This is a genomic window from Actinomadura keratinilytica, assembly GCF_039539665.1.
GTDB classification, from domain to species: Bacteria; Actinomycetota; Actinomycetes; order Streptosporangiales; family Streptosporangiaceae; genus Spirillospora; species Spirillospora keratinilytica.
This window is the reverse complement of sequence record NZ_BAABDO010000052.1, coordinates 12,629-37,012: the sequence shown is the minus strand read 5'-3', so window position 1 is coordinate 37,012 and position 24,384 is coordinate 12,629. Positions and strand designations below refer to the sequence as shown.

24 protein-coding genes and 1 pseudogene are annotated in these 24,384 nt (G+C 73.8%); 10 read left to right on the top strand and 15 right to left on the bottom strand.

What is annotated here, in order from left to right:
• Nucleotides 1-60: 60 nt before the first annotated feature.
• The 6 genes from hisH to ABD879_RS17715 form a co-directional block, all read right to left on the bottom strand.
• Nucleotides 61-702, bottom strand: coding sequence for an imidazole glycerol phosphate synthase subunit HisH (gene hisH / locus ABD879_RS17740; RefSeq protein WP_345022554.1), 642 nt, complete (start codon nt 700-702; stop codon nt 61-63).
• Nucleotides 699-869 carry a hypothetical protein gene (locus tag ABD879_RS17735; RefSeq protein ID WP_345022553.1) on the bottom strand — a complete coding sequence of 57 codons (171 nt, stop codon included), beginning with the start codon at nt 867-869 and terminating at the stop codon, nt 699-701. Before ABD879_RS17735 ends, hisH begins: the two co-directional genes overlap by 4 nt.
• A gap of 2 nt (nt 870-871) precedes the next feature.
• Complete coding sequence (gene hisB, locus ABD879_RS17730) at nt 872-1,537, bottom strand: imidazoleglycerol-phosphate dehydratase HisB (RefSeq protein WP_345022552.1); 666 nt, start codon at nt 1,535-1,537, stop codon at nt 872-874.
• Entirely contained in the window at nt 1,465-2,553 is a 1,089-nt protein-coding gene (locus tag ABD879_RS17725) for a histidinol-phosphate transaminase (protein WP_345022551.1), read from the bottom strand. The genes hisB and ABD879_RS17725 overlap by 73 nt, the downstream gene beginning before the upstream one ends.
• Nucleotides 2,550-3,872 carry a histidinol dehydrogenase gene (hisD, locus tag ABD879_RS17720; RefSeq protein ID WP_345022550.1) on the bottom strand — a complete coding sequence of 441 codons (1,323 nt, stop codon included), beginning with the start codon at nt 3,870-3,872 and terminating at the stop codon, nt 2,550-2,552. Before hisD ends, ABD879_RS17725 begins: the two co-directional genes overlap by 4 nt.
• 100 nt (nt 3,873-3,972) lie before the next feature.
• Nucleotides 3,973-4,770: a PhzF family phenazine biosynthesis protein gene (locus ABD879_RS17715; protein ID WP_345022549.1), complete on the bottom strand. Its 798-nt coding sequence runs from the start codon at nt 4,768-4,770 to the stop codon at nt 3,973-3,975.
• Between the two features lie 222 nt (nt 4,771-4,992).
• Here ABD879_RS17715 and ABD879_RS17710 point away from each other — a divergent pair, with 222 nt between their 5' ends.
• Both ABD879_RS17710 and ybaK read left to right on the top strand, forming a co-directional pair.
• On the top strand, nt 4,993-5,655 hold the full coding sequence (locus ABD879_RS17710) for an LON peptidase substrate-binding domain-containing protein (RefSeq protein WP_345022548.1): 663 nt from the start codon (nt 4,993-4,995) through the stop codon (nt 5,653-5,655).
• Between the two features lie 76 nt (nt 5,656-5,731).
• Complete coding sequence (gene ybaK, locus ABD879_RS17705) at nt 5,732-6,247, top strand: Cys-tRNA(Pro) deacylase (RefSeq protein ID WP_345022547.1); 516 nt, start codon at nt 5,732-5,734, stop codon at nt 6,245-6,247.
• Here ybaK and ABD879_RS17700 read toward each other — a convergent pair.
• Entirely contained in the window at nt 6,128-6,709 is a 582-nt protein-coding gene (locus ABD879_RS17700; RefSeq protein ID WP_345022546.1) for a hypothetical protein, read from the bottom strand. The two genes, ybaK and ABD879_RS17700, sit on opposite strands and share 120 nt — an antisense overlap.
• A 178-nt stretch (nt 6,710-6,887) precedes the next feature.
• Here ABD879_RS17700 and ABD879_RS17695 point away from each other — a divergent pair, with 178 nt between their 5' ends.
• Entirely contained in the window at nt 6,888-7,607 is a 720-nt protein-coding gene (locus ABD879_RS17695; RefSeq protein ID WP_345022545.1) for a DUF6882 domain-containing protein, read from the top strand.
• 88 nt (nt 7,608-7,695) lie between these two features.
• Here the strand turns inward: ABD879_RS17695 and dnaE are convergent, their stop codons facing one another.
• Both dnaE and ABD879_RS17685 read right to left on the bottom strand, forming a co-directional pair.
• Nucleotides 7,696-11,226 (bottom strand): DNA polymerase III subunit alpha, encoded by a 3,531-nt coding sequence (gene dnaE / locus ABD879_RS17690; protein WP_345022544.1) that lies wholly within the window; start codon nt 11,224-11,226, stop codon nt 7,696-7,698.
• A 258-nt stretch (nt 11,227-11,484) separates the two neighbouring features.
• A complete protein-coding gene (locus ABD879_RS17685; RefSeq protein ID WP_345022543.1) occupies nt 11,485-12,309 on the bottom strand; it encodes an AraC family transcriptional regulator in 825 nt (274 codons plus the stop codon).
• 12 nt (nt 12,310-12,321) lie between these two features.
• On the opposite strand from ABD879_RS17685, the pseudogene ABD879_RS33155 reads away from it, so the two are divergent.
• The 5 genes and pseudogenes from ABD879_RS33155 to ABD879_RS17665 all read left to right on the top strand — a co-directional run.
• Nucleotides 12,322-12,570: pseudogene (locus ABD879_RS33155) on the top strand (GNAT family N-acetyltransferase); the annotation flags it as partial.
• A 61-nt stretch (nt 12,571-12,631) separates the two neighbouring features.
• Nucleotides 12,632-12,751, top strand: a complete 120-nt coding sequence (locus ABD879_RS33150; protein WP_486303742.1) for a GNAT family N-acetyltransferase — start codon at nt 12,632-12,634, stop codon at nt 12,749-12,751.
• Nucleotides 12,752-13,054: 303 nt separating this feature from the next.
• Nucleotides 13,055-13,453 (top strand): chorismate mutase, encoded by a 399-nt coding sequence (locus ABD879_RS17675; protein WP_345022542.1) that lies wholly within the window; start codon nt 13,055-13,057, stop codon nt 13,451-13,453.
• 15 nt (nt 13,454-13,468) lie between these two features.
• Nucleotides 13,469-14,203, top strand: a complete 735-nt coding sequence (locus ABD879_RS17670; protein ID WP_345022541.1) for an AzlC family ABC transporter permease — start codon at nt 13,469-13,471, stop codon at nt 14,201-14,203.
• Nucleotides 14,200-14,508 carry an AzlD domain-containing protein gene (locus ABD879_RS17665; protein ID WP_345022540.1) on the top strand — a complete coding sequence of 103 codons (309 nt, stop codon included), beginning with the start codon at nt 14,200-14,202 and terminating at the stop codon, nt 14,506-14,508. The genes ABD879_RS17670 and ABD879_RS17665 overlap by 4 nt, the downstream gene beginning before the upstream one ends.
• 43 nt (nt 14,509-14,551) lie before the next feature.
• Here ABD879_RS17665 and ABD879_RS17660 read toward each other — a convergent pair whose 3' ends face one another.
• The 3 genes from ABD879_RS17660 to ABD879_RS17650 form a co-directional block, all read right to left on the bottom strand.
• Nucleotides 14,552-15,481, bottom strand: a complete 930-nt coding sequence (locus tag ABD879_RS17660; RefSeq protein ID WP_345022539.1) for an RluA family pseudouridine synthase — start codon at nt 15,479-15,481, stop codon at nt 14,552-14,554.
• Nucleotides 15,481-16,185 (bottom strand): signal peptidase II, encoded by a 705-nt coding sequence (locus tag ABD879_RS17655; protein ID WP_345022537.1) that lies wholly within the window; start codon nt 16,183-16,185, stop codon nt 15,481-15,483. Before ABD879_RS17655 ends, ABD879_RS17660 begins: the two co-directional genes overlap by 1 nt.
• 65 nt (nt 16,186-16,250) lie before the next feature.
• Entirely contained in the window at nt 16,251-16,631 is a 381-nt protein-coding gene (locus ABD879_RS17650) for a TraR/DksA family transcriptional regulator (protein WP_285492914.1), read from the bottom strand.
• Between the two features lie 941 nt (nt 16,632-17,572).
• On the opposite strand from ABD879_RS17650, the gene ileS reads away from it, so the two are divergent.
• Nucleotides 17,573-20,761 (top strand): isoleucine--tRNA ligase, encoded by a 3,189-nt coding sequence (ileS, locus tag ABD879_RS17645; RefSeq protein ID WP_345022536.1) that lies wholly within the window; start codon nt 17,573-17,575, stop codon nt 20,759-20,761.
• 187 nt (nt 20,762-20,948) lie between these two features.
• A complete protein-coding gene (locus ABD879_RS17640; protein WP_345022535.1) occupies nt 20,949-21,611 on the top strand; it encodes a DUF1707 SHOCT-like domain-containing protein in 663 nt (220 codons plus the stop codon).
• 75 nt (nt 21,612-21,686) lie between these two features.
• Here ABD879_RS17640 and ABD879_RS17635 read toward each other — a convergent pair whose 3' ends face one another.
• The 3 genes from ABD879_RS17635 to ABD879_RS17625 form a co-directional block, all read right to left on the bottom strand.
• On the bottom strand, nt 21,687-22,964 hold the full coding sequence (locus ABD879_RS17635; protein WP_345022534.1) for a hypothetical protein: 1,278 nt from the start codon (nt 22,962-22,964) through the stop codon (nt 21,687-21,689).
• Nucleotides 22,965-23,131: 167 nt separating this feature from the next.
• Nucleotides 23,132-24,049, bottom strand: coding sequence for a DivIVA domain-containing protein (locus ABD879_RS17630; protein WP_345022533.1), 918 nt, complete (start codon nt 24,047-24,049; stop codon nt 23,132-23,134).
• 48 nt (nt 24,050-24,097) lie between these two features.
• A complete protein-coding gene (locus ABD879_RS17625) occupies nt 24,098-24,382 on the bottom strand; it encodes a YggT family protein (protein WP_285492597.1) in 285 nt (94 codons plus the stop codon).
• Nucleotides 24,383-24,384: the final 2 nt, after the last annotated feature.

Here is a 24,384-nt window from a genome sequence, read left to right as displayed (position 1 = left end):
AAACCCTATCGGTGCAGGTGGGGGGCGGTGTCGGAGGGGAAGGGGGGCGGGCCCGGCGCGTCAGCGCACCGTGGACAGCCAGTTGCGCAGCAGCTCGGCGCCCGCGTCGCCGGACTTCTCCGGGTGGAACTGGGTGGCGCACAGCGGCCCGTTCTCGACGGCGGCCACGAACCGGTCGCCGTGCTCGGACCAGGTCACCAGCGGCGGCGCGAGCCGTCCCGTCGGGTCGGGCGCCAGCTCCCAGCGGCGCACCGCGTAGGAGTGCACGAAGTAGAACCGGGTGCCGGGGTCCATGCCGCGGAACAGCACGGTGCCGGCGGGCGCCTCGACGGTGTTCCAGCCCATGTGCGGCACGACGGGGGCGTCCAGCCGCTCCACGGTGCCGGGCCACTCGCCGCACCCCTCGGTGGTGACGCCGTGCTCGATGCCCTTGGCGAACAGGATCTGCATGCCGACGCAGATGCCCAGCACGGGGCGGCCGCCGGCCAGCCGCCGCCCGATGATCTGCTCGCCGCGCACCGACCGCAGCCCGGCCATGCACGCGGCGAACGCGCCGACCCCGGGCACGATCAGCCCGTCGGCGGCCAGGGCGGCGTCCCAGTCGGCGGTGACCTCGACGTCCACGCCGTGCCGGGCCACCGCGCGCTCGGCCGAGCGCAGGTTGCCCGAGCCGTAGTCCAAGATGACGATCTTCGTGGTCACAGGTACAGCACCCCCGCGGTGGCGGCGAGCGCCATCAGCACGAACACCACCGCGGCGGCGGCCTTGAGGCCCTGCCGGAGGAAGCTGATGACGCCCATGAGCAGGAAAAGGGCCAGTCCGAAGAGCGCGACGTTGCCGTAGGTGAAGTTCAGGCCGCCGACCTCCACGGCTACAGGGCCCCCTTGGTGGACGGGATGCCGTGCACCTTCGGGTCGAACGCGACCGCGTCGCGCAGCGCCCGCGCCAGGGCCTTGAACTGGGCCTCGACGATGTGGTGGGCGTTGCGGCCGTACGGGACGTGCACGTGCAGGCAGATCTGGGCGTTGGCGACGAACGACTCCAGGATGTGCCGGGTCATCGTGGTGTCGTACTCCGGGCCGATCATCGGCGCCATGCCGTCCGGTTCGGTGTGCACCAGGTAGGGGCGGCCCGCGATGTCCACGGTGACCTGGGCGAGCGCCTCGTCCAGCGGGACGGAGGCGTCGGCGAAGCGGCGGATGCCGGACTTGTCGCCGAGCGCCTGCCGGAACGCCCGGCCCAGCGCGATCGCGGTGTCCTCGATCGTGTGGTGGCTGTCGATGTGCAGGTCGCCGCTGGTCTTGACGGTCAGGTCGAACGACCCGTGCTTGCCGAGCTGGGCCAGCATGTGGTCGAAGAACCCGACGCCGGTGGCCACCTCGACCCGGCCCGTGCCGTCCAGGTCGATCTCGACCAGGACCTCGGTCTCCTTGGTCGCGCGTTCGACACGTCCGATACGGGCAGTCACAGGATCTCCTTCAGTGCGGTGCGGAAGGCGGCCATCTCGTCGGGGGTGCCGACGGTGACCCGCAGCCATTCGGGCGGGCCGACCTCGCGGATCAGCACGCCCCGGTCGAGCAGGCCCTGCCAGATCCGCCGCCGGTCGGGGAAGGTGCCGAACAGCACGAAGTTGGCGTCGGAGTCGGCCGCGGCGAGGCCTTCGCGGCGCAGCCAGGCCACCAGGTCGTCGCGTTCGCGGCGCAGCAGGTCCACGGTGGCCAGCAGCTCGTCGCCGTGCGCGACGGCGGCGCGCGCCACCGCCTGCGTCACCGCCGACAGGTGGTACGGCAGCCGCACCAGCAGCAGGGCGTCGATCACGGCGGGGTCGGCGGCCAGGTAGCCCAGGCGGGTGCCGGCCATCGCGAACGCCTTGGACATGGTGCGGGTGACGATCAGCCGCGGGTTGCCGGGCAGCAGCGTCAGCGCCGACGGGGTGCCCTCGCGGCGGAACTCGGCGTACGCCTCGTCCACCACCACCATGCCCGGCGCCGCCGCCAGCACCGCCTCGATCACCTGCGGCGGCAGGGCGGTGCCGGTCGGGTTGTTGGGCGAGGTGAGGAACACCACGTCCGGCCGGTGCCGCTCGACCGCCGCGACGGCGGCCTCGGGGTCGATCCCGAAGTCGGCGTCGCGGTGCGCGTTCACCCAGGTGGTGGCGGTGACGCGGGTGATGATCGGGTGCATGGAGTACGACGGCTCGAAGCCCAGCGCGGTGCGGCCCGGCCCGCCGAACGCCTGCAGGATCTGCTGGATGATCTCGTTGGAGCCGTTGGCGGCCCACACGTTCGCCGCGGTCAGCCCGGCGCCGGGGGTGTCGGTGTCGAGGAAGGCCGCCAGGTCCTCGCGCAGCGCCGTCGCGTCGCGGTCGGGGTAGCGGTTCAGGCCGGCGGCGACCTCGGCGGCGGCCTCGCCGATCGCCTTCACCAGCCGCTCGGACGGCCCGTAGGGGTTCTCGTTGGTGTTGAGCGCGACGGGCACGTCGAGCTGCGGGGCGCCGTAGGGCTCGGTGCCGCGCAGGTCGTCGCGGATGGGCAGGTCGGACAGCGAGGTCACCGGCCCTCCCCCGGGATCGTCCAGCCGAAGCGGGCCTTGAGCGCGGCGCCGTGCGCGGGCAGGTCCTCGGCCTCGGCCAGCGCGACGACGCGGGCGGTGGCCTCGGCGAGGGCGTCGCGGTCGTATTCGACGACGTGGATGCCGCGCAGGAACGACTGCACCGACAGCCCCGAGGAGTGGCAGGCGCAGCCGCCGGTGGGCAGCACGTGGTTGGACCCGGCCAGGTAGTCGCCCAGCGACACCGGCGCGTGCGTCCCGATGAAGATCGCGCCGGCGTTGCGGACGCGCGCGGCGACCTGCCGGGCGTCCGCGGTGTGGATCTCCAGGTGCTCGGCGGCGTAGGCGTCGACCACGGCGAGGCCGGCGTCGATGTCGTCGACCAGGACGATGCCGGACTGCCGCCCGGCCAGCGCCTCGGTGATCCGCTGGACGTGGCGGGTGCGGGCGACCTGCGCCTTCAGCTCGCGCTCCACCGCGTCGGCCAGCTCGGGCGCGGTGGTGACCAGCACGGCGGCGGCGAGCGTGTCGTGCTCGGCCTGGCTGATCAGGTCGGCGGCCACGTGCACCGGGTCGGCGGTGTGGTCGGCGAGGATCGCGATCTCGGTCGGGCCCGCCTCGGAGTCGATGCCGATCACGCCCTTGAGCAGCCGCTTGGCCGCAGCGACGTACACGTTGCCGGGCCCGGTGACCAGGTCGGCGCGGGGGCACTCGTCGGTGCCGTAGGCGAACATCGCGATGGCCTGGGCGCCGCCGACCGCGTAGACCTCGTCCACGCCGAGCAGCGCGCAGGCCGCCAGGATCGCCGGGTGCGGGAGCCGGCCGTCGCCGTGGTCGGCCTGGGGCGGGGAGGTCACCGCCAGGGAGGGCACGCCGGCCTCCTGGGCGGGCACCACGTTCATCACCACGCTGGACGGGTAGACGGCCCGCCCGCCCGGCACGTACAGCCCGACGCGGCCCACCGGCACCCACCGCTCGGTGACGGTGCCGCCGGGCACGACCTGCGTGGTGACGTCGGTGCGGCGCTGGTCGCGGTGCACCAGGCGGGCGCGGCGGATCGACTCCTCCAGCGCGTCCCGCACGGCCGGGTCGAGCGCCTCCAGCGCCGCGCCGATCGCCTCGGCCGGGACGCGGGCGGACTCCAGATCGACCCCGTCGAAGGTCTTGGTGTACTCCCGTACCGCGGCCGAGCCCCTATGCCGCACGTCCTCGCAGATCGGCCGCACCTTCTCCAGGGCGGCCTCGACGTCGAGATCGGCACGGGGCAGCACGTCGCGCAGGTCTCCGGGCAGCGAGCCGCGCAGGTCGATACGGGATATCACCCGTCCAGTCTACGGAGTGCCGCGCGGCCGCCGCGCACCGTCTCGGCCAGCGAGACGCGCAGGTGGGAGGCTTCGCGGGGGTCGGGAGGGGGGTGCGGTGTCACGCCCGGAAGGCGCCGTCGAGGACGGTCACGGCGCGGCCGAGCAGCGTCACCCGGTCGCCGCGCAGGACGGTCCGCACGTCGCCGCCGCGCCGGGACGCCTGGTGGCCGAGCAGGGTGTCGCGGCCCAGTTCGGCGCTCCAGTAGGGGGCGAGCGCGCAGTGGGCCGAGCCGGTGACCGGGTCCTCGTCGACGCCGACGGCCGGGCCGAACACGCGGGACGCGAAGTCGTACGGGGCGCCCGGGTCCGCGGGGGCCGTGACGATGACGACCCGCGCGTCGAGGCGGGCGAGCGCGGGGATGTCGGGGGTGAGCTTGCGCACGGCGGTCTCGTCGGCCACCCGCACGAGCAGGTCGGGCTGGCAGGTGCGGCCGACCCAGGAGAACGGCGTGCCGAGCGCCTCGGCGAGCCCTTCGGGCGGGTCCACCGGTTCCGGCGGCGCGGCGGGGAAGTCCATGCCGAGTTCGCCGTCGCCGGTGCGGGTGACGGTGAGCACGCCGCTGTGCAGGGTGCGGAACCGGATGGGCCGGTCTTCGGGGACCGTGCCCGTCTCGTACAGGGCGTGCCCGCCGGCCAGGGTGGCGTGGCCGCACAGCGCCACCTCCACCTGCGGGGTGAACCACCGCAGTTCGAACTCCTCGCCGACGGGGCGGACGAACGCCGTCTCCGAGTGCCTCATCTCCGCCGCCACCCGCTGCATCCAGGCGGGGTCGGCCGCCTCGTCCAGCAGGCAGACCCCGGCGGGGTTGCCGGTGAACGGGCGATCGGTGAACGCGTCGACGACCAGCATCCTCATGCCGCGACGCTAACCGCCGCGCCCGGGGCGGCGGCAGGGCCAATCACGACCAGTGGCCCGGTTCGCGGGTTCGCGGACGGTGCGGCGCCGGGCTTCAGACTGTGACAATCCCGGCCTTTTTGATCACCGGTGCCGGACGTACCCTGGCCCCGTGGGCGCCGCGCGGCGGCAGGGGCGCGGACCGCGACGGCTCCAGGGGGCCGCAGGCGACCGGGAGGAACGGTGACCGAACGCCTTCCGCTGTTCCCGCTGGGCACGGTGCTGTTCCCCGGCCTGGTGCTGCCGCTGCACCTGTTCGAGGAGCGCTACCGCCGGCTCGTCCGCGACCTGCTGGAGCGCCCCGAGCCGCGCCGGTTCGGCGTGGTCGGCATCGAACTCGGCCACGAGGTGGGGGCCGAGTCGGCGCGCCGGCTGGCGGGCGTCGGCTGCGTCGCCGAGGTGCACGCCGTCACCCCGCACCCCGACGGGCGCTACGACATCGTCACCGTCGGCGGCCGCCGCTTCCGGCTCAAGCGGATCGACCGGTCGCTGCCCTACCTGTGCGGCGACGTGGAGTTCCTGCCCGAGGAGGCGGGCACGGGCGCCGAGCCGCTGGCGCACCGGGTGCGGCTGCTGTACCAGCTGTACCGGCACCGGCTGGCCGCCGCGGGCGCGGAGATCGCCGAGCCGGTGGACCTGCCCGAGGACCCGGTGCGGCTGTCGTACCTGATCGCCGCCGCCGTGGTGCTGGACGGCCCGGACAAGCAGCGGCTGCTGGAGGCCGAGGACGCGGCGCGGCGGCTGCGCGCCGAACGCGACCTGCTGGTGCGCGAGACGCGGCTGCTGGACATGCTGCCGACCGTGCCCGCCGGGCAGTTCCTGGACGGCGCGGTCAACCCGAACTGAACCCCCGGGCCGGGCCCGCGGGAACGCGCAGGGATTCGGTGTGCGCCGGGTGCCGTGCGGTCGGCAGACTGTCCGCATGAGCCCTGCCAAGTCCCCGTCCAGGAAGAAGGCCAAGTCCGGCGGCACGCCCGCGACCGTGGCGGCGGCGCAGGCCGGCATCGATTTCACCCTGCACTCCTATGAGGCCGACCCCGCGGCCGACGGCTACGGGCGGGCCGCGGCCGACGCGCTGGGCGTGCCGCACGAGCGGCTGTTCAAGACCCTGGTGGCGGAGGTGGACGGGCGGCCGACCGTGGCCGTGGTGCCGGTGTCGGCCACGCTCGACCTCAAGGCGCTGGCCGCCGCGGTCGGCGGCAAGAAGGCCCGCATGGCCGACCCCGCCGACGCCGAACGCGCCACCGGGTACGTCGTGGGCGGCATCAGCCCGCTGGGCCAGCGCCGCCGGCTGCCGACCGTGGTGGACGCCTCGGCGTCACAGTTCGCGACCGTCTACGTCTCGGCCGGCCGGCGCGGCCTGCAGATCGAGCTGTCCCCCGCCGACCTGCTCCGGCTCACCGGCGCCGAGGTCGCCTCCGTCGCGCGCGCCGGGTAGCCGGCGCACGACCAGCTCGGCCACGGCGTAGGCGGCCACGGCCAGCAGCGGCCAGAACACCAGCACGCCGGTGGCGCGCAGGTCGGCCACGCCGGTGACGGTGCGCCCGTCCCGGGCGGTGCGGACCGCGCGCTCGTACTCGGCCAGGCCCACCTGGTGGCCGACCCGCCAGGCCAGCAGCGAGGCGGCCAGTCCGCCCGCGGTCAGGCCGAGCAGCAGCGGGATGTCGTTGCCGCGCCCCCCGGCCAGGTAGGCCAGCGCCCCGCAGACCAGTCCGGCCACCACCGCGATGATCGCGAACGTCCCGTCGGCGGCGATGGGCCCCTGGCCTTCGGGGTCGAGCGGCAGCGCCCGGCCGCGGATGACGACGTAGGCCACATCGGGGGCGAGCCAGGCCCACAGCAGCCCGGCGGGTACGCCGAGCACCGCCACGAGGAGGGTGATGACCGCACAGGTCCGCAAGGCACTCCCCGTCGGTCGCCGCACCTCGTACGCTCCCTGGTATGGCCGTGCGTCCCCTTGCGAGACGTGATGTCTCCTGACAGCGAAAGCCTAGCCTGCCCAGGTCAGCCGATCGACTGCCGTGTGGTGTCCGATTCCCGCCCCAGAGCGGCCGTTTCCTTGGGATAATGTGCCCGACATGTCCGGATTCAGCCCTGCGTTCCAGCGCCTCGGCGCCGCCCTCGCCGCGGTCGTCCTCCAGCAGCAGGAGACGCTCGCCGAGTTCCTCCCCCGGGAGGACTGGAGCGCCGACCTGACCGCCCGCACCTACACCAGCGGCGGCGTCACGGTCCGGGTCTCGCTGCTCGGCAGCTACGCCGCCCGCGAACGCACCTGGCTGTGGGGCTGGGCCAACCCGCAGTTCGGCGACGACCACCCGTCGGTCGAGCCGACCCTGGTCATCCGCGGCCTGGGCGAGCGGCTCGGCATCCCCGAGTTCACCACGCCCGAGATCGACCTGTCCTGGTACACCGGCCCGGCCGGGCACGGCGGCGAGCTGATCGCCATGGCCGCCGGGGGCGTGCTCGGCGGAGGCGGCTACATCGGCGCGGGCTACGACGGCGGTTCGGCCTACCTGCACGTCGACGACCCGCAGGCGCCGCCCGCCGCCTGGGACCCGGTGCCGGTGCCGCGGCTGCTGACCAACGCGGTCAGCCTGTTCCCGCACCACCCGCAGCTCACCCTCGCGCGGCTGCTCAGCCACCACCGCGTGCCGTTCCGCGAGACGGCCGGCCTGACCGAGGCCCGGCTGCCCGGCGGCGGCGTGGCCCGCGCCCGCTTCGACGACCTGGGCCGCTTCATGGACTGGCACGCCGAGCACCCGGCCCCCGCCGCGCCCAGGACACCGGTCACCCCGTAAGGCCGCCCTCGGGCGGCGCACGCGGAAAGGCCGCCGTCCGCGGGCTCGGGGCCCGGCGGACGGCGGCCTTTCCGCCGCGTATGCGCCGTCAGCCCAGGCAGGACGGGCCGAGCAGCTGCTTGAGGTCGCCCATCAGCGCCGGGGACGGGGCGACGCGCAGCCGGTCGTCCAGGCGGACCACCGTGGTGCGCGGGCCGTTCTGCACGTGCAGGTGCACCTCGGACGTGCCCGGGTGGTCGGTGAGGACCTCCTTCAGGCGCGCCACCACCGGCGGCGTGCACCGGGTGATCGGCATGGTGACGGCCAGCGGGCCCGCCCCCTCGGTGACGGTCAGGTCCGGCTGGGTCACCTCCATGGCGATGAGCTTGGCGACGTCCTCGCGCTTGTCCACGCGGCCCTTGACCACCAGGATGGCGTCCTCGGTCAGCAGCGTGGAGCACAGCTGGTAGGTGGACGGGAAGCACATCACCTCGATGGACCCGCCCAGGTCCTCCAGCTGGAACATGGCCCACGAGTTGCCCTGCTTGGTGACCTTGCGCTGCAGGCCCGACAGCAGGCCCGCCACGATCACCACCTGGCCGTCGGGCCGCTCGCCCTCGCTCAGCGCGGCGATCGTGCAGTCGGCCTCGCGCTCCAGGATGTGCTCGACGCCCAGCAGCGGGTGGTCGGAGACGTACAGGCCGAGCATCTCCCGCTCGAACGACAGCAGCGTGGTCTTGTCCCACTCGTCGACGTCGGGGATGGCCACGGCGAACGCGCCGCCGCCGGCGTCCTCCTCCAGGGCGCCGAACAGCGAGTCCTGGCCGATGGCCTCCTTGCGCTTGATGTCGATGACCGAGTCGATGGCCTGCTCGTGCACCATCAGCAGCGCCCGGCGCCGGTGCCCCAGCTCGTCGAACGCGCCCGCCTTGATCAGCGACTCGACCACCCGCTTGTTGCACACGTGCGGCGGGACCTTGTTGAGGAAGTCGTTGAAGTCGGTGTAGGCGCCCTTCTCCCGGCGCGCCGCGATGATGCCCTCGACGACGTTGGCGCCGACGTTGCGGACCGCCGACAGGCCGAAGCGGATCTCCTTGTCGCCCATCGGGGTGAAGTCGGCGTCGGAGGTGTTGACGTCGGGCGGCAGCACGGTCAGGCCCATGCGGCGGCACTCGTTGAGGTACAGGGCGCTCTTGTCCTTGTCATCGCCGACGGAGGTCAGCAGCGCCGCCATGTACTCGGCCGGGTAGTTGGCCTTCAGGTACGCCGTCCAGTACGACACCAGGCCGTAGGCGGCGCTGTGCGCCTTGTTGAAGGCGTAGTCGGAGAACGGGACCAGGATGTCCCACAGCGTCTTGATCGCCTCGTCGGAGTAGCCGCGCTGGCGCATGCCCTCGGAGAACGGCTTGAACTCCTTGTCCAGGACCTCCTTCTTCTTCTTGCCCATGGCCCGGCGCAGCAGGTCCGCCTGTCCCAGCGTGTACCCGGCGACCTTCTGGGCGATGGACATGACCTGCTCCTGATAGACGATCAGGCCGTAGGTCGTGCCGAGGATGTCCTTGAGCGGCTCCTCCAGCTCGGGGTGGATCGGGGTGATCTCCTGCTGGCCGTTCTTGCGCAGCGCGTAGTTGATGTGCGAGTTGGCGCCCATCGGGCCCGGCCGGTACAGCGCGCCCACCGCGGAGATGTCCTCGAAGTTGTCGGGCTTCATCAGCCGCAGCAGCGCCCGCATCGGCCCGCCGTCGAACTGGAACACCCCGAGGGTGTCGCCGCGGCCGAGCAGCTCGTAGGTCTTGGGGTCGTCCAGCGGCAGCTCGAGCAGGTTGACGTCGATGCCCTTGTTGACCTTGATCCCCTTGAGCGCGTCGTCGATGATCGTCAGGTTGCGCAGGCCCAGGAAGTCCATCTTCAGCAGGCCCAGCGTCTCGCAGGTCGGGTAGTCGAACTGCGTGATGATCGCGCCGTCGGAGTCGCGCCGCATGATCGGGATGTGGTCGGTGATCGTCTCACCGCTCATGATGATCCCGGCGGCGTGCACGCCGGTCTGGCGGATCAGGCCCTCCAGGCCCTGCGCCAGGTCCATGATCTGCTTGACGTCGGGCTCCTCCTCGTAGAGCTTGCGCAGCTCGCCCGCCTCGTTGTAGCGGGGGTGCTTCTCGTCGAAGATGCCCGACAGCGGGATGTCCTTGCCCATGACGGCGGGCGGGAACGCCTTGGAGATGCGGTCGCCCAGCGCGTACGGGAAGCCCAGGACGCGCCCGGCGTCCTTGATGGCGGCCTTCGCCTTGATGGTGCCGAACGTGGCGATGAAGGCGACCTTGTCCTCGCCCCACTTCTCGGTGGTGTACCGGATGACCTCGGCGCGCCGGTCTTCAGGGAAGTCGATGTCGATGTCGGGCATCGACGCGCGCTCGGGGTTGAGGAACCGCTCGAAGATCAGCCCGTGCGGCAGGGGGTCCAGGTCGGTGATGCCCATCGCGTAGGCCACCAGCGAGCCCGCCGCGCTGCCCCGGCCCGGCCCCACCAGGATGCCGTTGTTCTTCGCCCACATGATGAAGTCGGCGACGACCAGGAAGTACGACGGGTACCCCTTGGCGAGGATGACGTCCATCTCGTACTCGGCCTGCTTGCGGTACCGCTCGGGGACGCCGTCGGGGAAGCGCCGCTCCAGGCCCTTCCAGACCTCCTTGCGGAACCAGCTCTCCTCGGTCTCGCCCTCGGGCACCGGGAAGCGCGGCATCAGGTCGTGGTGCTCGAACATCCCCGTCGTGTCGACCCGCTCGGCGATGAGCAGCGTGTTGCGGCAGCCCTCGGCCCAGATGTCGGAGCCGTCCAGGGCGCGCATCTCCTCCGGCGACTTGATGTAGTAGCCGGTGCCGTCGAACCGGAACCGGTCGGGGTCGGCCAGCTGCTTGCCGACCTGCACGCACAGCAGCGCGTCGTGCGCGGTCGCCTCGCTCTCGTGGGTGTAGTGCGAGTCGTTGGTGACCACCGGCGGGATGTTCAGCTTCCTGCCGATCTCGATCAGGCCGTCGCGGACCCGGCGCTCGATCTCCAGGCCGTGGTCCATCAGCTCCAGGAAGTAGTTCTCCTTGCCGAAGATGTCCTGGAAGGTGGCGGCCGCCTTGAGCGCCTCGTCGAACTGCCCCAGCCGCAGCCGCGTCTGGATCTTGCCCGACGGGCAGCCGGTGGTCGCCATCAGCCCGTCGGCGTGCTCGGCCAGCAGCTCCTCGTCCATGCGGGCGTACTTGAAGACGAAGCCCTCGGTGTAGGAGCGGCTGGACAGCTTGAACAGGTTGTGCAGGCCGGTGTTGTTGCGGGCCCAGATGGTCTTGTGGTTGATCAGACCGCCGCCGGACACGTCGTCGCGCTTCTGGCTGGGCTCGCCCCACTGCACCTTCTTCTTGTGGAAGCGCGACTCGGGCGCCATGTACGCCTCGATGCCGATCACGGGGGTCACGCCGGCGTCCTTGGCGTGCTTCCAGAAGTCGTAGGCGCCGTGCATGTTGCCGTGGTCGGTCATCGCGATCGCGGGCATCTTCTGCCGCTGGACCTCGTCGAACAACTGCTTCAACCGGGCGGCCCCGTCCAGCATGGAGTACTCGGTATGAACATGAAGATGGACGAACGAGTCCGCCATGCCCGCTGCGCCTCCTGAATGCACGCGACCGCGCACGCACCGCCGGTGCGTGGCTGGGTTTATCCGTTCCGGGGGAAGATCGCCGCCCGGGTGGACGCCCCGGACGACGCGGCTCTGAGAGCCTAACCCGCCCCTCGGACACCTCGCGCCCCGACACTCCGGGATGCCCGCTCACCCCACGTTCGCCCCGCCACGTCCCCAACCTGCCCTTTTGCCGCCGATCAACCGGATGTCGGCCCCGTGTCCCGCACGGGGCGGTCAGGAGGGGACGACGCCCCGGGCGTGCTGGTAGGCGCCGGGCGGCACGCCGACGACGCGCTTGAAATGGCGGGTGAGATGGGCCTGGTCGGCGAAGCCCGTACGGGCGGCCACCTCCGCCGGGCGCAGCCCCCCGTCGAGCAGCCGCCGCGCGCGCTGCACGCGCACCTGGTTCAGGTAGGCGTGCGGCGGCAGGCCCGTCGCGGCCCGGAACGCCCGGATGAGGCGGAACGGGCGCGTCCCCACGGCCTCGGCCAGCTCCTCCAGCGTGGGCGGGTCCACCAGGCGGTCGTGCAGGATGTCGCGGGCGGCGCGCACGGACGGGGACCATGCCGCCCCGTGCTCGGCGGGCATGTCGCGGGCGTGGTGGCGCAGCAGCGCCCCCAGGGCGGTGCGCAGCAGCGAGGAGGCCGCCAGGGCGTCGCCGCCCTCGCCGGCGCGGTGGGCGGCGCGGACCAGGGCGGCCACGGGCGTCCGTTCGATGACGGTCTCGGGGAAGTAGGGCGTGCCCGCCCGGGCCCCCAGCTCGGCGGCGACATCGGCGACGACGCCCACCGCCGGGTACAGGACCCGGTAGGCCCACCCGCCCGGCGCCCCCGCGTACCCGGTGTGCACCACCTCGGGGTTGAGCACGGCGAGGGAGCCCTTGGGGGCGCGCTCGGTGCTGCCCGCGTGCTCGAACGCCTCCACCCCGGCCTCGATGAGCGCGATGACGTACCCGTCATGGGTGTGCCGGCCGAAGCGGTGGGTGACGTAGCGGGCCTGCAGCAGGTCCACATCGGGCAGAACCGGATGCCGCCAGTAATGAGCGACCTCCTGTGACACGACTGAAATCATATGAGGATGCAGATATCGCTGGTCACCGGCCCGCAGGAGCGGGCCGCCGCCGAGGAGATCCGGCTGCGGGTCTTCGTCGACGAGCAGGGCGTGCCGCCGGAGCTGGAACTGGACGAACACGACGCGGTCGCCGACCACTTCCTGGCCCGCGTGGACGGCCGCCCCGTCGGCACGGCGCGGATGCTGCGCCGCGACGGATGCGGCGTGCTGGGGCGGCTGGCGGTGCTGCCGGAGACCCGGGGCACCGGCCTGGGCGCCGCGCTGGTGCGCGCGGTCGAGCAGCGCGCCAGGGAGCAGGGGGCTGCGGTCGGTGGAGCTGCACGCGCAGACGGCGGTGCGCGCGTTCTACGAGCGGCTCGGATACGAGGCGTACGGCGAGGAGGACATCGAGGCGGGCATCCCGCACATCTGGATGCGCAAGGCCCTCTGAGCCGCCCGGGCCGCCCCGGGCCGTCCCGACCGGCGCCCCGTCTCAACAGGCGAGATGTTCGTCCCGTGGGATGGCGTGTCGGGGACGGCGGAGCCTACGATGACGAGCGTGAACCGTCGCTATCCCGTGTTTATGCAGCCGGCTCCGGGTGAGCCGGTCAGCACGGGCTGACCTGGCGACGACCCCGGAGCCGGCGAAGGCAGAGCCCCACAGGGCTCTGCCTTTTCTCGTTCAGAGCGCGGCCCGGGCACGGACGGCATCCCCTTCCCTGACGCGGGCCGCCACCGCAGAAGGGAACCGGACATGCCAGACCAGACGCTCCAGACCGCGGCGCGCCGCGACGAGGCGCCGGGGGACCGGACGCCCCGGAACGAGGAGTTGCGCGTCGCGATCCCGCGCCTCGAAACGCTCTCCACGGTGGAGGAGGCGCGCGCGGCCATCGACGGGATCGACGCGGCGCTGGCCGCGCTGCTCGAACGGCGCGCCGCCGTCGCCGGCGTCGTGCAGCGCCTCAAACCGGTCGGGGGCTTCGCGGGCCGCTGCCCCGACCGCGAGCGGCAGATCGTCGCGGCGATGGCCGAGCACGCGCCGACGCTGGGGCCCGAGCGGCTGGCCCGCATCATGAACGCCGTCATCGAGGCGGGCCTGGAGGTCTCCGAACTCGACCGCAAGAACGTTCAAGACGGGCCGCGGGCCCGCTGACTAGCGTCCGCGGCCATGACGGTGACGAATTCGGATGCCGGAGCGGATACCGGGACCGCTCGGCGGCGTTCCGCGGCCCTGCGGGACGGGCTGGGCGTGGGCCTGGGAGTGGGGGTGTCCGGGCTGGCCTTCGGGGCGGCCGCGGTCACGGCGGGACTGTCGGTGGCGCAGGCGTGCGCGCTGAGCCTGATGGCCTTCACCGGGGCGTCGCAGTTCGCCCTCGTGGGCGTGGTCGGCAGCGGCGGCGCGCTGGCGACCGGGACGCTGGGCGCGGTGCTGCTGGGCGGCCGCAACGCGCTGTACGGGCTGCGCCTGGCCGACCTGCTGCGGGTGCGGGGCTGGCGCCGCCTGGCCGCCGCCCAGGTCGTCATCGACGAGACCACGGCCGTGGCGACCGCCCAGCCGGACCGGGCCTCGGCCCGTACCGGCTTCTGCGTGACCGCGGTCAGCCTCTACCTGGCCTGGAACCTGACGACGCTGCTGGGGGCGCTCGGCGCCGCCCGGGTGGGCGACCCCACCGCGTTCGGCCTGGACACGCTGGGGCCCGCGGTGTTCCTGGCGCTGCTGTGGCCCCGGCTGACCGCGGGCGGCACGGAACGCCGGGTGGCGGCGGCCGCCGCCGTCATCGCGGTCGGGGCGACGCCGCTGCTGCCGTCCGGCGTGCCCGTGATGCTGGCCGCCGCCGCGGCCCTGCCCGCGCTGCTGCGGCCCGGGCGCGGCGCCCGTACGGACGCGGAGGAGCGGCCGTGAACGTGTGGATCGCCGTGATCGCCACCGGTGTCGGCTGCTACGCGCTCAAGCTGGGCGGGCTGGTCACGCCCCAGCGGGTGCTGGCGGACCCCCGGGTGCGCCGGTTCGCCGACCTGGTCCCGGTCGCGCTGCTCACCGCGCTGATCGCGGTGCAGGCCCTGGCCCAGAACGGGTCGCTGGAGCTGGACGGGCCGCGCCTGGCCGGGCTCGGCGCCGCCGTGGCCGCGCTGCTGCTGCGCGCCCCGTTCCTGGTGGTGCTGGTCGTGGCCGCCGGGGTGACCGCCGTCCTGCGCCTGCTGCTGTAGGGCGCCCGTCGCAGGCGGTCACGCCGGCGGCGCGGCCGGTTGGTCAGGACTCGTCGCTGACGATCTGAAGGGCGCGCTCGAGGTCGTCGGGGTACGGGCTTTCGAACTCCACCCAGTCCCCCCGGGTGGGGTGCTCGAACCCCAGGCGCACCGCGTGCAGCCACTGCCGGTTGACGCCGAGCCGGGCGGCGAGCGTCGGGTCGGCGCCGTAGGCCAGGTCGCCGACGCACGGGTGCCGGATCGCCGACATGTGCACGCGGATCTGGTGGGTGCGGCCCGTCTCCAGGTTGATGTCGAGCAGGGTGGCCGCGCGGAACGCCTCCACCGTGTCGTAGTGGGTGACCGACGGCTTGCCCCCGGCGACCACCGCGAAGCGGCCGTCGCCGGACGGGTGCCGGTCGATGGGCGCGTCGACGGTGCCGCGGAACGGGTCCGGGTGGCCCTGCACCAGGGCGTGGTAGCGCTTGTCGACGCGGCGCTCCTTGAAGGCGCGCTTCAGGCGCGAGTAGGCGACCTCGCTCTTGGCCACGACCATCGCCCCGGTGGTGTTGGCGTCCAGCCGGTGCACGATGCCCTGCCGTTCGGCGGCGCCGCTGGTGGCCACGGTGTGCCCGGCGCCCAGCAGCCCGCCGAGGACGGTCGGGCCGGTCCACCCCGTGGTGGGGTGGGCGGCGACCCCGACGGGCTTGTCGACGACGACGATGTCGGCGTCCTCGTACAGGATGCCCATCCCGGGCACGGGTTCGGCGACCGGGGCGGGGGCCGTGGGCGGGGGCGGCAGGGTCACCTCCAGCCAGGCGCCGGCGCGCAGCCGCTCGGACTTGGCGACCTCGCGGCCGTCCAGCAGCACGTCGCCGGCGGCGATGATGTCGGCGGCCCGGCCGCGCGACAGCCCGAACAGCCGCGCCAGGGCGGCGTCCACGCGCTCGCCCTCCAGGCCGTCGGGAACGGGGAGACTGCGTACGTCGGCCATCAGGACTTCTCCTCCGGAGCCGCGGACCCGCGGGCGCCCGGCCCGGCGGGCGTCCCGTCCTCTTCGGCCTGCCCGCCCTCGGCCGCCGCGGCGGGCGCGTCGCCGCGACCGCCAGAGCCGCCGTCGGGGGCGCTCGCGGCCCCCTCGGACGCGGGAGCCGCGTCGGCGGGCCCGCGGCCCGCAGGCGCCTCCTCACGCGCTCCGGCGGCCCCTTCTCCCTCGTCCGGCTCCTCGTCGCCGAGGCGGGTGCCGTCGAGCTGGAGACCGCGCGCGGCCAGCACGACCGCGAGCACGCCGCCGCACACGATCGCCGAGTCGGCCAGGTTGAACACCGGCCAGTACGGCAGCTCGATCCAGTCGACCACGTGCCCCTTCAGCGGCGCGGGCGCGCGCAGCATCCGGTCGGCCAGGTTGCCCACCGCGCCGCCCAGCAGCAGGCCCAGGCACACCGCCCAGGGCAGGCTGCGCAGGTTGCGGGCGGTGCGCAGGATCGCCACGACCACCCCGCAGGCGATCAGCGTGAAGACGATCGTGTAGCCGGTGCCGATGGAGAACGCGGCCCCGCTGTTGCGCGTCTCGCGCAGCGTCAGCAGCCCGCCCAGCAGCCGGATCGGCTCGCGGTCGGACAGGGTGGCCACCACGATGATCTTGGTGCCCGCGTCCAGGGCCAGCGCGGCCAGCGCGACCGCGACCAGGGTGCCCACACGGCGTGGCCGAGGCGATCCGGACGATGCCTCGGCCCCGCTCGTCGACGACTTGTTCGTATCGCTCAGCGACGTTCCTCGCGTTGTTTGCATCTCACACATAGGGTCGCACGCGGGAACGCCTGGAGGCGCGCCTTGCCGATCGGCCTGCCGCACGACTCGCAGATGCCGTAGGTGCCCGCGTCCATCCGCTGGACGGCCCGCTCGTTCTGGGCGAGCAGGTCACGCGCATTGTAGGTCAGCGCCAGCTCGTGTTCGCGCGCGTACGTCTTGGCCCCCGCGTCGGCCTGGTCGTCGCCCGCCGAGGCGGTGGAGTCGCCGTCGGCGATGTGCGTGGCGGTGGCCGCGATCTCCGCCTCCAGCGCGCTGCACTCCTCGCGCAGCCGCGAGCGGACCTCGGCCAGCTCCTCCTCCGTCCAGCGCTCCTCGTCCTCGCGGACCGGCAGCTCGGCCGCCTTGGCCGCGGCGCCCCGGCCCGGCGCCGCACCGGCCGGGGGCTTGGCGGCGTTCTTGGACTTCGGCACCGCCCCGCGCTCGGCCGCGGCCCTCGGCTGGGCCTTGGTGGCCGTACCCGTCGCGCCGCCCGGGTCCGCGGCGCCCGCCGACGCCTGGGACGGGGCGTCCGCCCGGCGGGCGGCGTCGGCCGTTCGGTCCTTGGGGCTTCTGGCGCCCGCGGGCTTCCTCCCAGGGGCGCGCGCGTCCGTCCCGGAGGAGGACGAGGCCGCGCCGGTGGCGTTCCCCGAGGCCGCGTGTCCGCCGCGGGCGCGCCCACCCGGAGGCTTGTCCCCCTTCGCCGCGCCGGCCATTTCGGCCCCCCTCGCGCTGATGTCCTCCACACGCAGTGCGGGCAGCATAGGTCCCCTTTCGCGGGACGGCAAACAACGTGCGCCGACGCCCCGGAGACGCCAGCGGAGATTACTGACCGCATATGCCCCGTCACGGCCGCGCGGGAACCTCCGGCCGCCCAGATCACAAGAGTGACCTACGCCACATTCTCGTAACGGCAGGTGCGGCCGGTGGCGCGGAGGGAAGAGATTCGGGCCGGGGTGCGTTACGGTCACAGCAAGCGGCCTCATCGGCACGGCCTTGATGGGGACACCTGCCGCCGAATGCAGCCATGAGCGACCCGGGGACGGTGCGAGCCCGGGGGCGTGCCCGGCGGCCAGATCACCCCGGAGCCGCCGGAAGAACCGCCCGCCCGCGCCCTTCGGGACGCACGCGTCCCGCACGGCGACCGGACGGGCCCAGTAGACCCGGCAGCCGAGAGGTGAACGAAGCGGGTCGCGCCCGGGGGGCGCGGCCAAGGAGGGTGGTACCGCGGGGCCCTTGCGGCGCCTCGTCCCTCCGGTCCACGTGCCGTCACATGTGAGCATCCGGAGGTCCGCCCGTGAGTCGTCGGTTCCGCCCGCTGCCCGCGCAGGTCGACCTGCCCGCCCTGGAGCGGGAGATGCTGCGCCGCTGGCGGGAGAACAGGGTCTTCCAACGGTCCCTGGAGCGCACCGCGTCCGGGCCGCGCTGGACGTTCTACGAGGGCCCGCCCACCGCCAACGGCATGCCGGGCGTGCACCACGTGGAGGCCCGCGTCTTCAAGGACGTCTTCCCCCGGTACAAGACGATGAAGGGCTTCCACGTCCCCCGCAGGGCCGGATGGGACTGCCACGGCCTGCCCGTCGAGGTGGCGGTGGAGCGGGAGCTCGGCCTGTCCGGCAAGAAGGACATCGAGGCCTACGGCGTCGCGGAGTTCAACCGGCGGTGCCGCGAGTCCGTGCTGCGCCATGTGGACGCCTTCGAGGAGATGTCCGACCGGCTGGGCTTCTGGGTGGACAACGCCCGGGCCTACCGCACCATGGACCCCGAGTACGTGGAGTCGGTGTGGTGGTCGCTGAAGGTGGTGTTCGACAAGGGGCTGCTGTTCCGCGACTTCCGCATCACCCCCTACTGTCCCCGCTGCGGCACCGGCCTGTCCGACCACGAGCTCGGGCAGCCCGGCGGGTACGAGACCGTCACCAGCCCGTCGGTGTACGTGCGCATGCCCGTCACGTCCGGCCCCCTGGCCGACATGGGCGCGTCCCTGCTCATCTGGACCACCACCCCGTGGACGCTGGTGTCCAACACCGCGGTCGCCGTGCACCCGGACGTCGTCTACGTCGCCGCCCGCCCCGCCGGCTCCAACGAGGTGCTCGTCGTCGCCGAGCCGCTCCTGGAGCAGGTGCTGGGCGAGGGGCCGGACCGGGTCGCCACCTTCCGGGGCGCCGACCTGGAGCACACCTCCTACCGGCGCCCGTTCGACCTGGTCGACATCCCCGACGCCCACTACGTGGTGCTGGGCGACTACGTCACCGTGGAGGACGGCACCGGCCTCGTCCACCAGGCCCCCGCGTTCGGCGCCGACGACATGGCCGTCTGCCGCGCCTACGGCATGCCCGTGGTCAACCCGATCGGCCCGGACGGGCGCTTCCAGCGCGAGGTCCCCCTGGTGGGCGGCAGGTTCTTCAAGAGCGCCGACGAGTTCCTCACCGCCGACCTGGAGGAGCGCGGCCTGCTCTACCGCAGCGGGCAGCTGGAGCACAGCTACCCGCACTGCTGGCGCTGCCACACCCCGCTGCTCTACTACGCGCTGCCCGCGTGGTACATCCGCACCACCAGCATCAAGCAGCGGCTGCTGGAGGAGAACGAGCGGACCAACTGGTTCCCCGAGACCGTCAAGCACGGCCGCTACGGCGAATGGCTGCGCAACAACGTCGACTGGGCGCTGTCCCGCAGCCGCTACTGGGGCACGCCCCTGCCGCTGTGGGTGTGCGAAGCCGACGACGACCACGTCACCTGCGTGGGGTCCCTGGCCGAGCTGGGCGACCTGGCCGGCCGCGACCTGTCCGGTCTGGACCCGCACCGCCCCTACGTGGACGAGGTCACCTTCCCCTGCCCGCGGTGCGGTGCGCCGGCGCGCCGCGTGCCCGACGTCATCGACGCCTGGTACGACTCCGGCTCCATGCCGTTCGCGCAGTGGGGCGCCCCCCACCGCAACAAAGAGCTCTTCGAGTCCTCCTACCCCGCCCAGTACATCTGCGAGGCGCAGGACCAGACGCGCGGCTGGTTCTACTCCCTGATGGCCGTCGGCACGCTGGTGTTCGACCGCTCGTCCTACGAGAACGTGCTGTGCCTGGGGCTCATCCTGGCCGAGGACGGCCGCAAGATGAGCAAGCACCTGGGCAACATGCTGGAGCCCATCCCGCTGATGGAGCGGCACGGCGCCGACGCGCTGCGCTGGTTCATGCTCGCCAGCGGCATGCCGTGGGCCTCGCGCCGGGTCGGCCACAGCGCGCTGGAGGAGATCGTCCGCAAGGTGCTCCTCACCTACTGGAACACCGCGTCGTTCCTGGTGCTGTACGCGGGCGCCGCCGCCTCCCAGGGCGGCCGCCCGTGGACGCCGGAGCGGCTGGCCGAGGCCCCCGCCCCCGCCGACCGGCCCCTGCTGGACCGCTGGGCCCTGGCCGAGCTGCACCGCACCGTCGGCGAGGTGGACACCGCCCTGGAGCGGTTCGACTCGGCCGCGGCGGGACGCCGTCTCGCCGAGTTCGTCGACGACCTGTCCAACTGGTACGTGCGGCGCTCCCGGCGGCGCTTCTGGGAGGGCCCGGACACCCCCGCCGGGGCCGCCGCGTTCGCCACCCTGTACGAGTGCGTGGAGACCCTCACCCGGCTCATGGCGCCGATGGTGCCGTTCGTCACCGACTACGTCTGGGACGTGATCCGCCCCGAAGGCGCCCCCGACTCGGTGCACCTGGCCGACTGGCCCGCCGTCCGCGCGGAGCTGCTCGACCCGGAGCTGACCGCGCGGATGGGCCTGGTCCGGCGGCTGGTGGAGCTGGGCCGGTCCGCGCGAGCCGCCAGCGGCGTGCGCACCCGCCAGCCCCTCGGCCGCGCCCTGGTCGGCGCGCCCGGCTGGCCGGACCTGCCCGAGGAGCTGCGCACCCAGATCGCCGAGGAGCTGAACGTCGCGGCGCTGCAGGACCTGTCGTCGATCGGCGGCGACCTCGTCCACTACCAGGTCAAGCCCAACTTCCGCGAGCTGGGCCGCCGGTTCGCCAAGGACACCCCCAAGGTCGCCGGGGCGGTCGCCGCCGCCGACCCCGCCGCGCTGGTCGCCGCGCTGCGCGCCGACGGCGCCGCCACCGTCGAGGTGCCCGGCATCGGCGCCGTGGCCCTGTCGCCCGCCGAGGTCGTCGTCACCGAGCGGCCGCGCACCGGCTGGGCCGTGGAGAGCGCCGGCGGCGAGACCGTCGCGCTCGACCTGACCGTCACGCCCGAGCTGCGGCGCGCCGGGCAGGTCCGCGAGGTCGTCCGGCTGCTGCAGGACGCCCGCAAGGCCGCGGGCCTGGAGGTCACCGACCGGGTCGCGCTGTGGTGGCGGGCCGCCGGGGACGACCTCGCCGAGGCGCTGCGCGAGCACGGCCCGCAGATCGCCGCCGAGGTGCTGGCCGTCGAGTTCCGCGAGGGGCGCCCGGAGGGGGACCTGCCCGCCCGCCGCGACGACGAGCTGGGCCTGACGTTCTGGCTGCGCCGTGCCGCCGGCTGACGGGTCCGGTCCGCGAAAGGGGTTCTTCGCGACACATCGCGTTTGCGATGATGGCGGGGTGAAGTTGCCCGAACCTCCCTCTTCCTCCGATCCGGCCCCGTCCGGGCCCGCTCCGTCCGCCCCGGCCCCCGCCGACCCAGTGGAGGCCGGCCCCGCGGAGACCGGCCCCGCGGCGGAGCCGGCGCTCATGCGGGCCTCGGACGCCGACCGGGACCGGATCGCCGACCTCCTGCGCGAGGCCCTCGCCGAGGGCCGCATCACCGCCGAGGAGCACGCCGAGCGGATCGACGCGGCGTACCGGGCCAAGACCTACGCCGAACTGGCGCCCCTGGTGGCGGACATCCCCGGGGCCGCCGACAAGGCCCCCGTCCCGCCGGACGCCGCGCGGCCCCGCGTCAGCCTGCGCAAGGAGACCGCCGCGCCGCAGCTGCCGCCGCCCGAGCGGCACTCCTCGGCCATCGTGGCGATCTTCGCCGGGGCGGAGCGGCGGGGCCGCTGGCTGGTCGAGCCCGCCACCCACGTCCACTGCGTGTTCGGCGGGGCCCAGCTGGACTTCCGGCAGGCCGTGCTGGCGCAGGCCGAGGTGACCGTCAACGTGAGCTGCATCTTCGGCGGCGTGGAGATCACGGTGCCGCCGGGCGTGCGAGTGGTCAACTCCACCGCGGCGGTCTTCGGCGGGGTGGAGTTGCCGGATGACGAACCGCTGGAGCCGGATGCGCCCGTCATCCGCCTCACCGGGTTCACGCTGTTCGGCGGCGTCAGCGTCAAGCGCCGGGAGCTGCACGGACGGCGAGGCAAGCTCGGCGGGCGGCGGGCCCGCCCGGACGGTCCCCGCCACCTGGAGCCCTGACCTCGGGCGCCGCGGGCGTCCCGAGGCGGCGGCACGGCGGCGGGCGGCTACCGGGCGGTCACGCGGAAAACTCGATCACGAGGGGGCCTGGTCGCGGTCGGGCTGGCAGACCAGGCAGGGCGTGCAGCCCCGCGCCGCGGCCTCCGCCCGGGGCAGGGTCTCCAGGTCCTCGGCCTCGTCGCCGATGTCCTCGATCAGCGCGCAGTCGACGCGGTGGTAGCGCTTGGTGCCGCTGAGGATGCGCACCTGCGGGCCGTCGCCGTCGCCCGCCGCGTGCGCGTCCGCACTCCGCTCGCCGCTGGACGGGGCGCCGGTGCGCGCCTCGTCGCGCGCGGGCCGCTCCCCCCGGGATGCCGCGGGGGCGTCGGCCGCGCCGGCCTCGGCGGTGGGCGCCGGAACGTCCGCGGCGGCCCCGCTCTTCGCCGGCGCGCTCTGGGCGGCGTCCTGCGCGGAGGCCGGCCCCGGAACGGGCCACGCCGACGGCGGCGCACCCGCACCGGCCGCGGGCCCGCCGGTCGCGGGCTTGTGCAGGGTCGGCTTGACGGGTGGGGCGGTCTCGGCGGAGGCGGGCGCCGACTGAGCCGGTGAAGACGCGGCCGGTGAAGACGCGGCCGACGACGACGGGGAAGGCGCTGCCGAAGACGACGGGGACGCCGGGGTGGAGCGGCCGGATCCGGCCACGCCCCCGGTCGGCGCGGTCGGCGAGGCCGACGACGAGGAGCGGCCCTGCGCACCGGACCGTGCGGGCACCGACACCGCGGCGCGCGCCGCCAGAGCGGTGTCGGGCATGCAGGCCGTGCAGGGGCTGAACCCCTCCTCCGTGGCCTCGATGTAGGTCAGCTCGTCCTTGTCGCGTCCCGCGAGCTGGCGGCAGGTGTCCAGGTGGTAGCGGCGACGGCCGCGCACCACGTACACCAGGGCGTCGTCGGGGACCTTCACCGGCTGGACGGGAACGTCCAGGGGCTCGCCGGCGGGCGGAGCGCCGGCCTCCTTGCCGGGGGCCGCCGTGCCGGCGGAGGCGGCGGGCGCCGGATCGGTCGCGGACCGGCCGGACGTGGCGCCCTTCTTCTTCTCCTTCTTGTCCTTGCTGTCCTTGCGGCCGGACCTGGCGGACCTGGCCTTGCGCGACGGGGCCGCGGCGGGGGCGGGGACCGCGCCGAACAGCTCCTTGCGCCGCAGGAAGACCCCGATGGCCAGGCACAGGAACGACACCAGGCTGACGGCGATCGACGTGTAGATCACCACCAGCGCGTCCACGCCGAGCACCTGTGCGCTGTCTCCGCTGCCCGCGACGATGCCCGCGACCAGCAGGGCGATCGCCACCACCACGAGGACGCCACTGAGGATGATCAAGGGTCTCTCCCCTTCCAGGGCCGGGCGCTCTCCGGAGCAGGTCGCTCCGGACGGCCTTCACCGACGTACCGGAACACCGCCGGAGCGGCGTGGCCCGCGCGGTATCCGCGGCGGACCGGCCGCGCGACGCGGCGGTCGGGAAGACACTATCGCCAAAGGGCCGGGGCTCAGCGCCTCTCGTGCGGCGGGTTGTCAGCCGCGTGGAAGGCGCCGGTCGCCGAGTGCTGGACCTGCTGGGCGTGCTGGGCCGGCTCGGCGGGCGGCGGGAAGGGGGTGGGTCCGGTGGGGGAGCCGCCGGGGGCGCCGGTGCGGCCGTCGTGGGCGAGGGTGCTCTGCGGGCCGGTGGCGGTCGGGGCGGTCTGCGCGGGGGCGCCGGGCTGGAACGCGCCGGTCTCGGTGCTGCCGGCCTCCAGGTCGCGCAGCTGCCCCTCCAGGTAGACCTTCAGGCGGCTGCGGTACTCGCGTTCGAAGGCGCGCAGGTTGTCGACCTCGCGTTCGAGCTCCTCGCGCTGCTGCACCAGCGAACCCATGACCTGGCGGTGCCGCTCCTGGGCGTCCCGGTCGAGGGCCTCGGCGCGGGAGCGGGCCTCGCTGACGATCTGGTCGGCCTGGCGGCGGGCCTTGCCGAGGATCTCCTCGGCCTCGCGGCGGGCCCGGCCGAGCGTCTCGTCGGCCTCCCGGCGGGCGTCGGCGATCGCCTGGTCGGCGGTCTGCTGCGCCAGCGCCAGCACGCGCGCCGCAGTGTCCATGTTGTCCTCGCCGGAGGGGGCGGGGGGCATGCCGCCGAGACCGCCGCCGAGCGGGGCGGGCTCCGGCTCGGGCTGGGGCTGCGGCTCGGGCCGGGGCGGCTCGGGGATCTGCGGCACGTCCGGCTTGGGCTCGACGATCGGCGCCGCCATGGCCGGGACCTTGCCGCGCAGGCACTCGGCCAGCTTCGCCCGCAGCTCCTCGTTCTCCTGGATGAGGCGGTCCAGCTCGGCCTCGACCTCGTCGAGGAAGGCGTCCACCTCCTCCTCGTCGTATCCCGGCCTCAGCCTGGTGGTACTGAACTGCTTGTTCCGCACGTCGGCGGGTGTCAGTGGCATGTCGTCTCCTTGGCGCGCTTGGAGTCTGTCCGCTAGGACGGTATCCGATCAGAGCCTCTGCACGAAGATGATCATGACCCAGACCACAAGGATGAGGACCGTGAAGCTGAGGTCCAGGGCCACGTTACCCAGCCGTATCGGCGGAATGAACCGCCTCAGCAGTTTCAGTGGCGGATCGGTGACGGTGTAGGTGGTCTCGGCGATCACCAGCACCAGTCCCGTGGGGCGCCATGACCGGGCGAACGACTGCAGCACCTCCAGGATGAGTCTCCCGATGAGGAACAGCAGGAAGATGTACAGCACCGCGCTGAGCACGGATCCTACGATGGTCACGA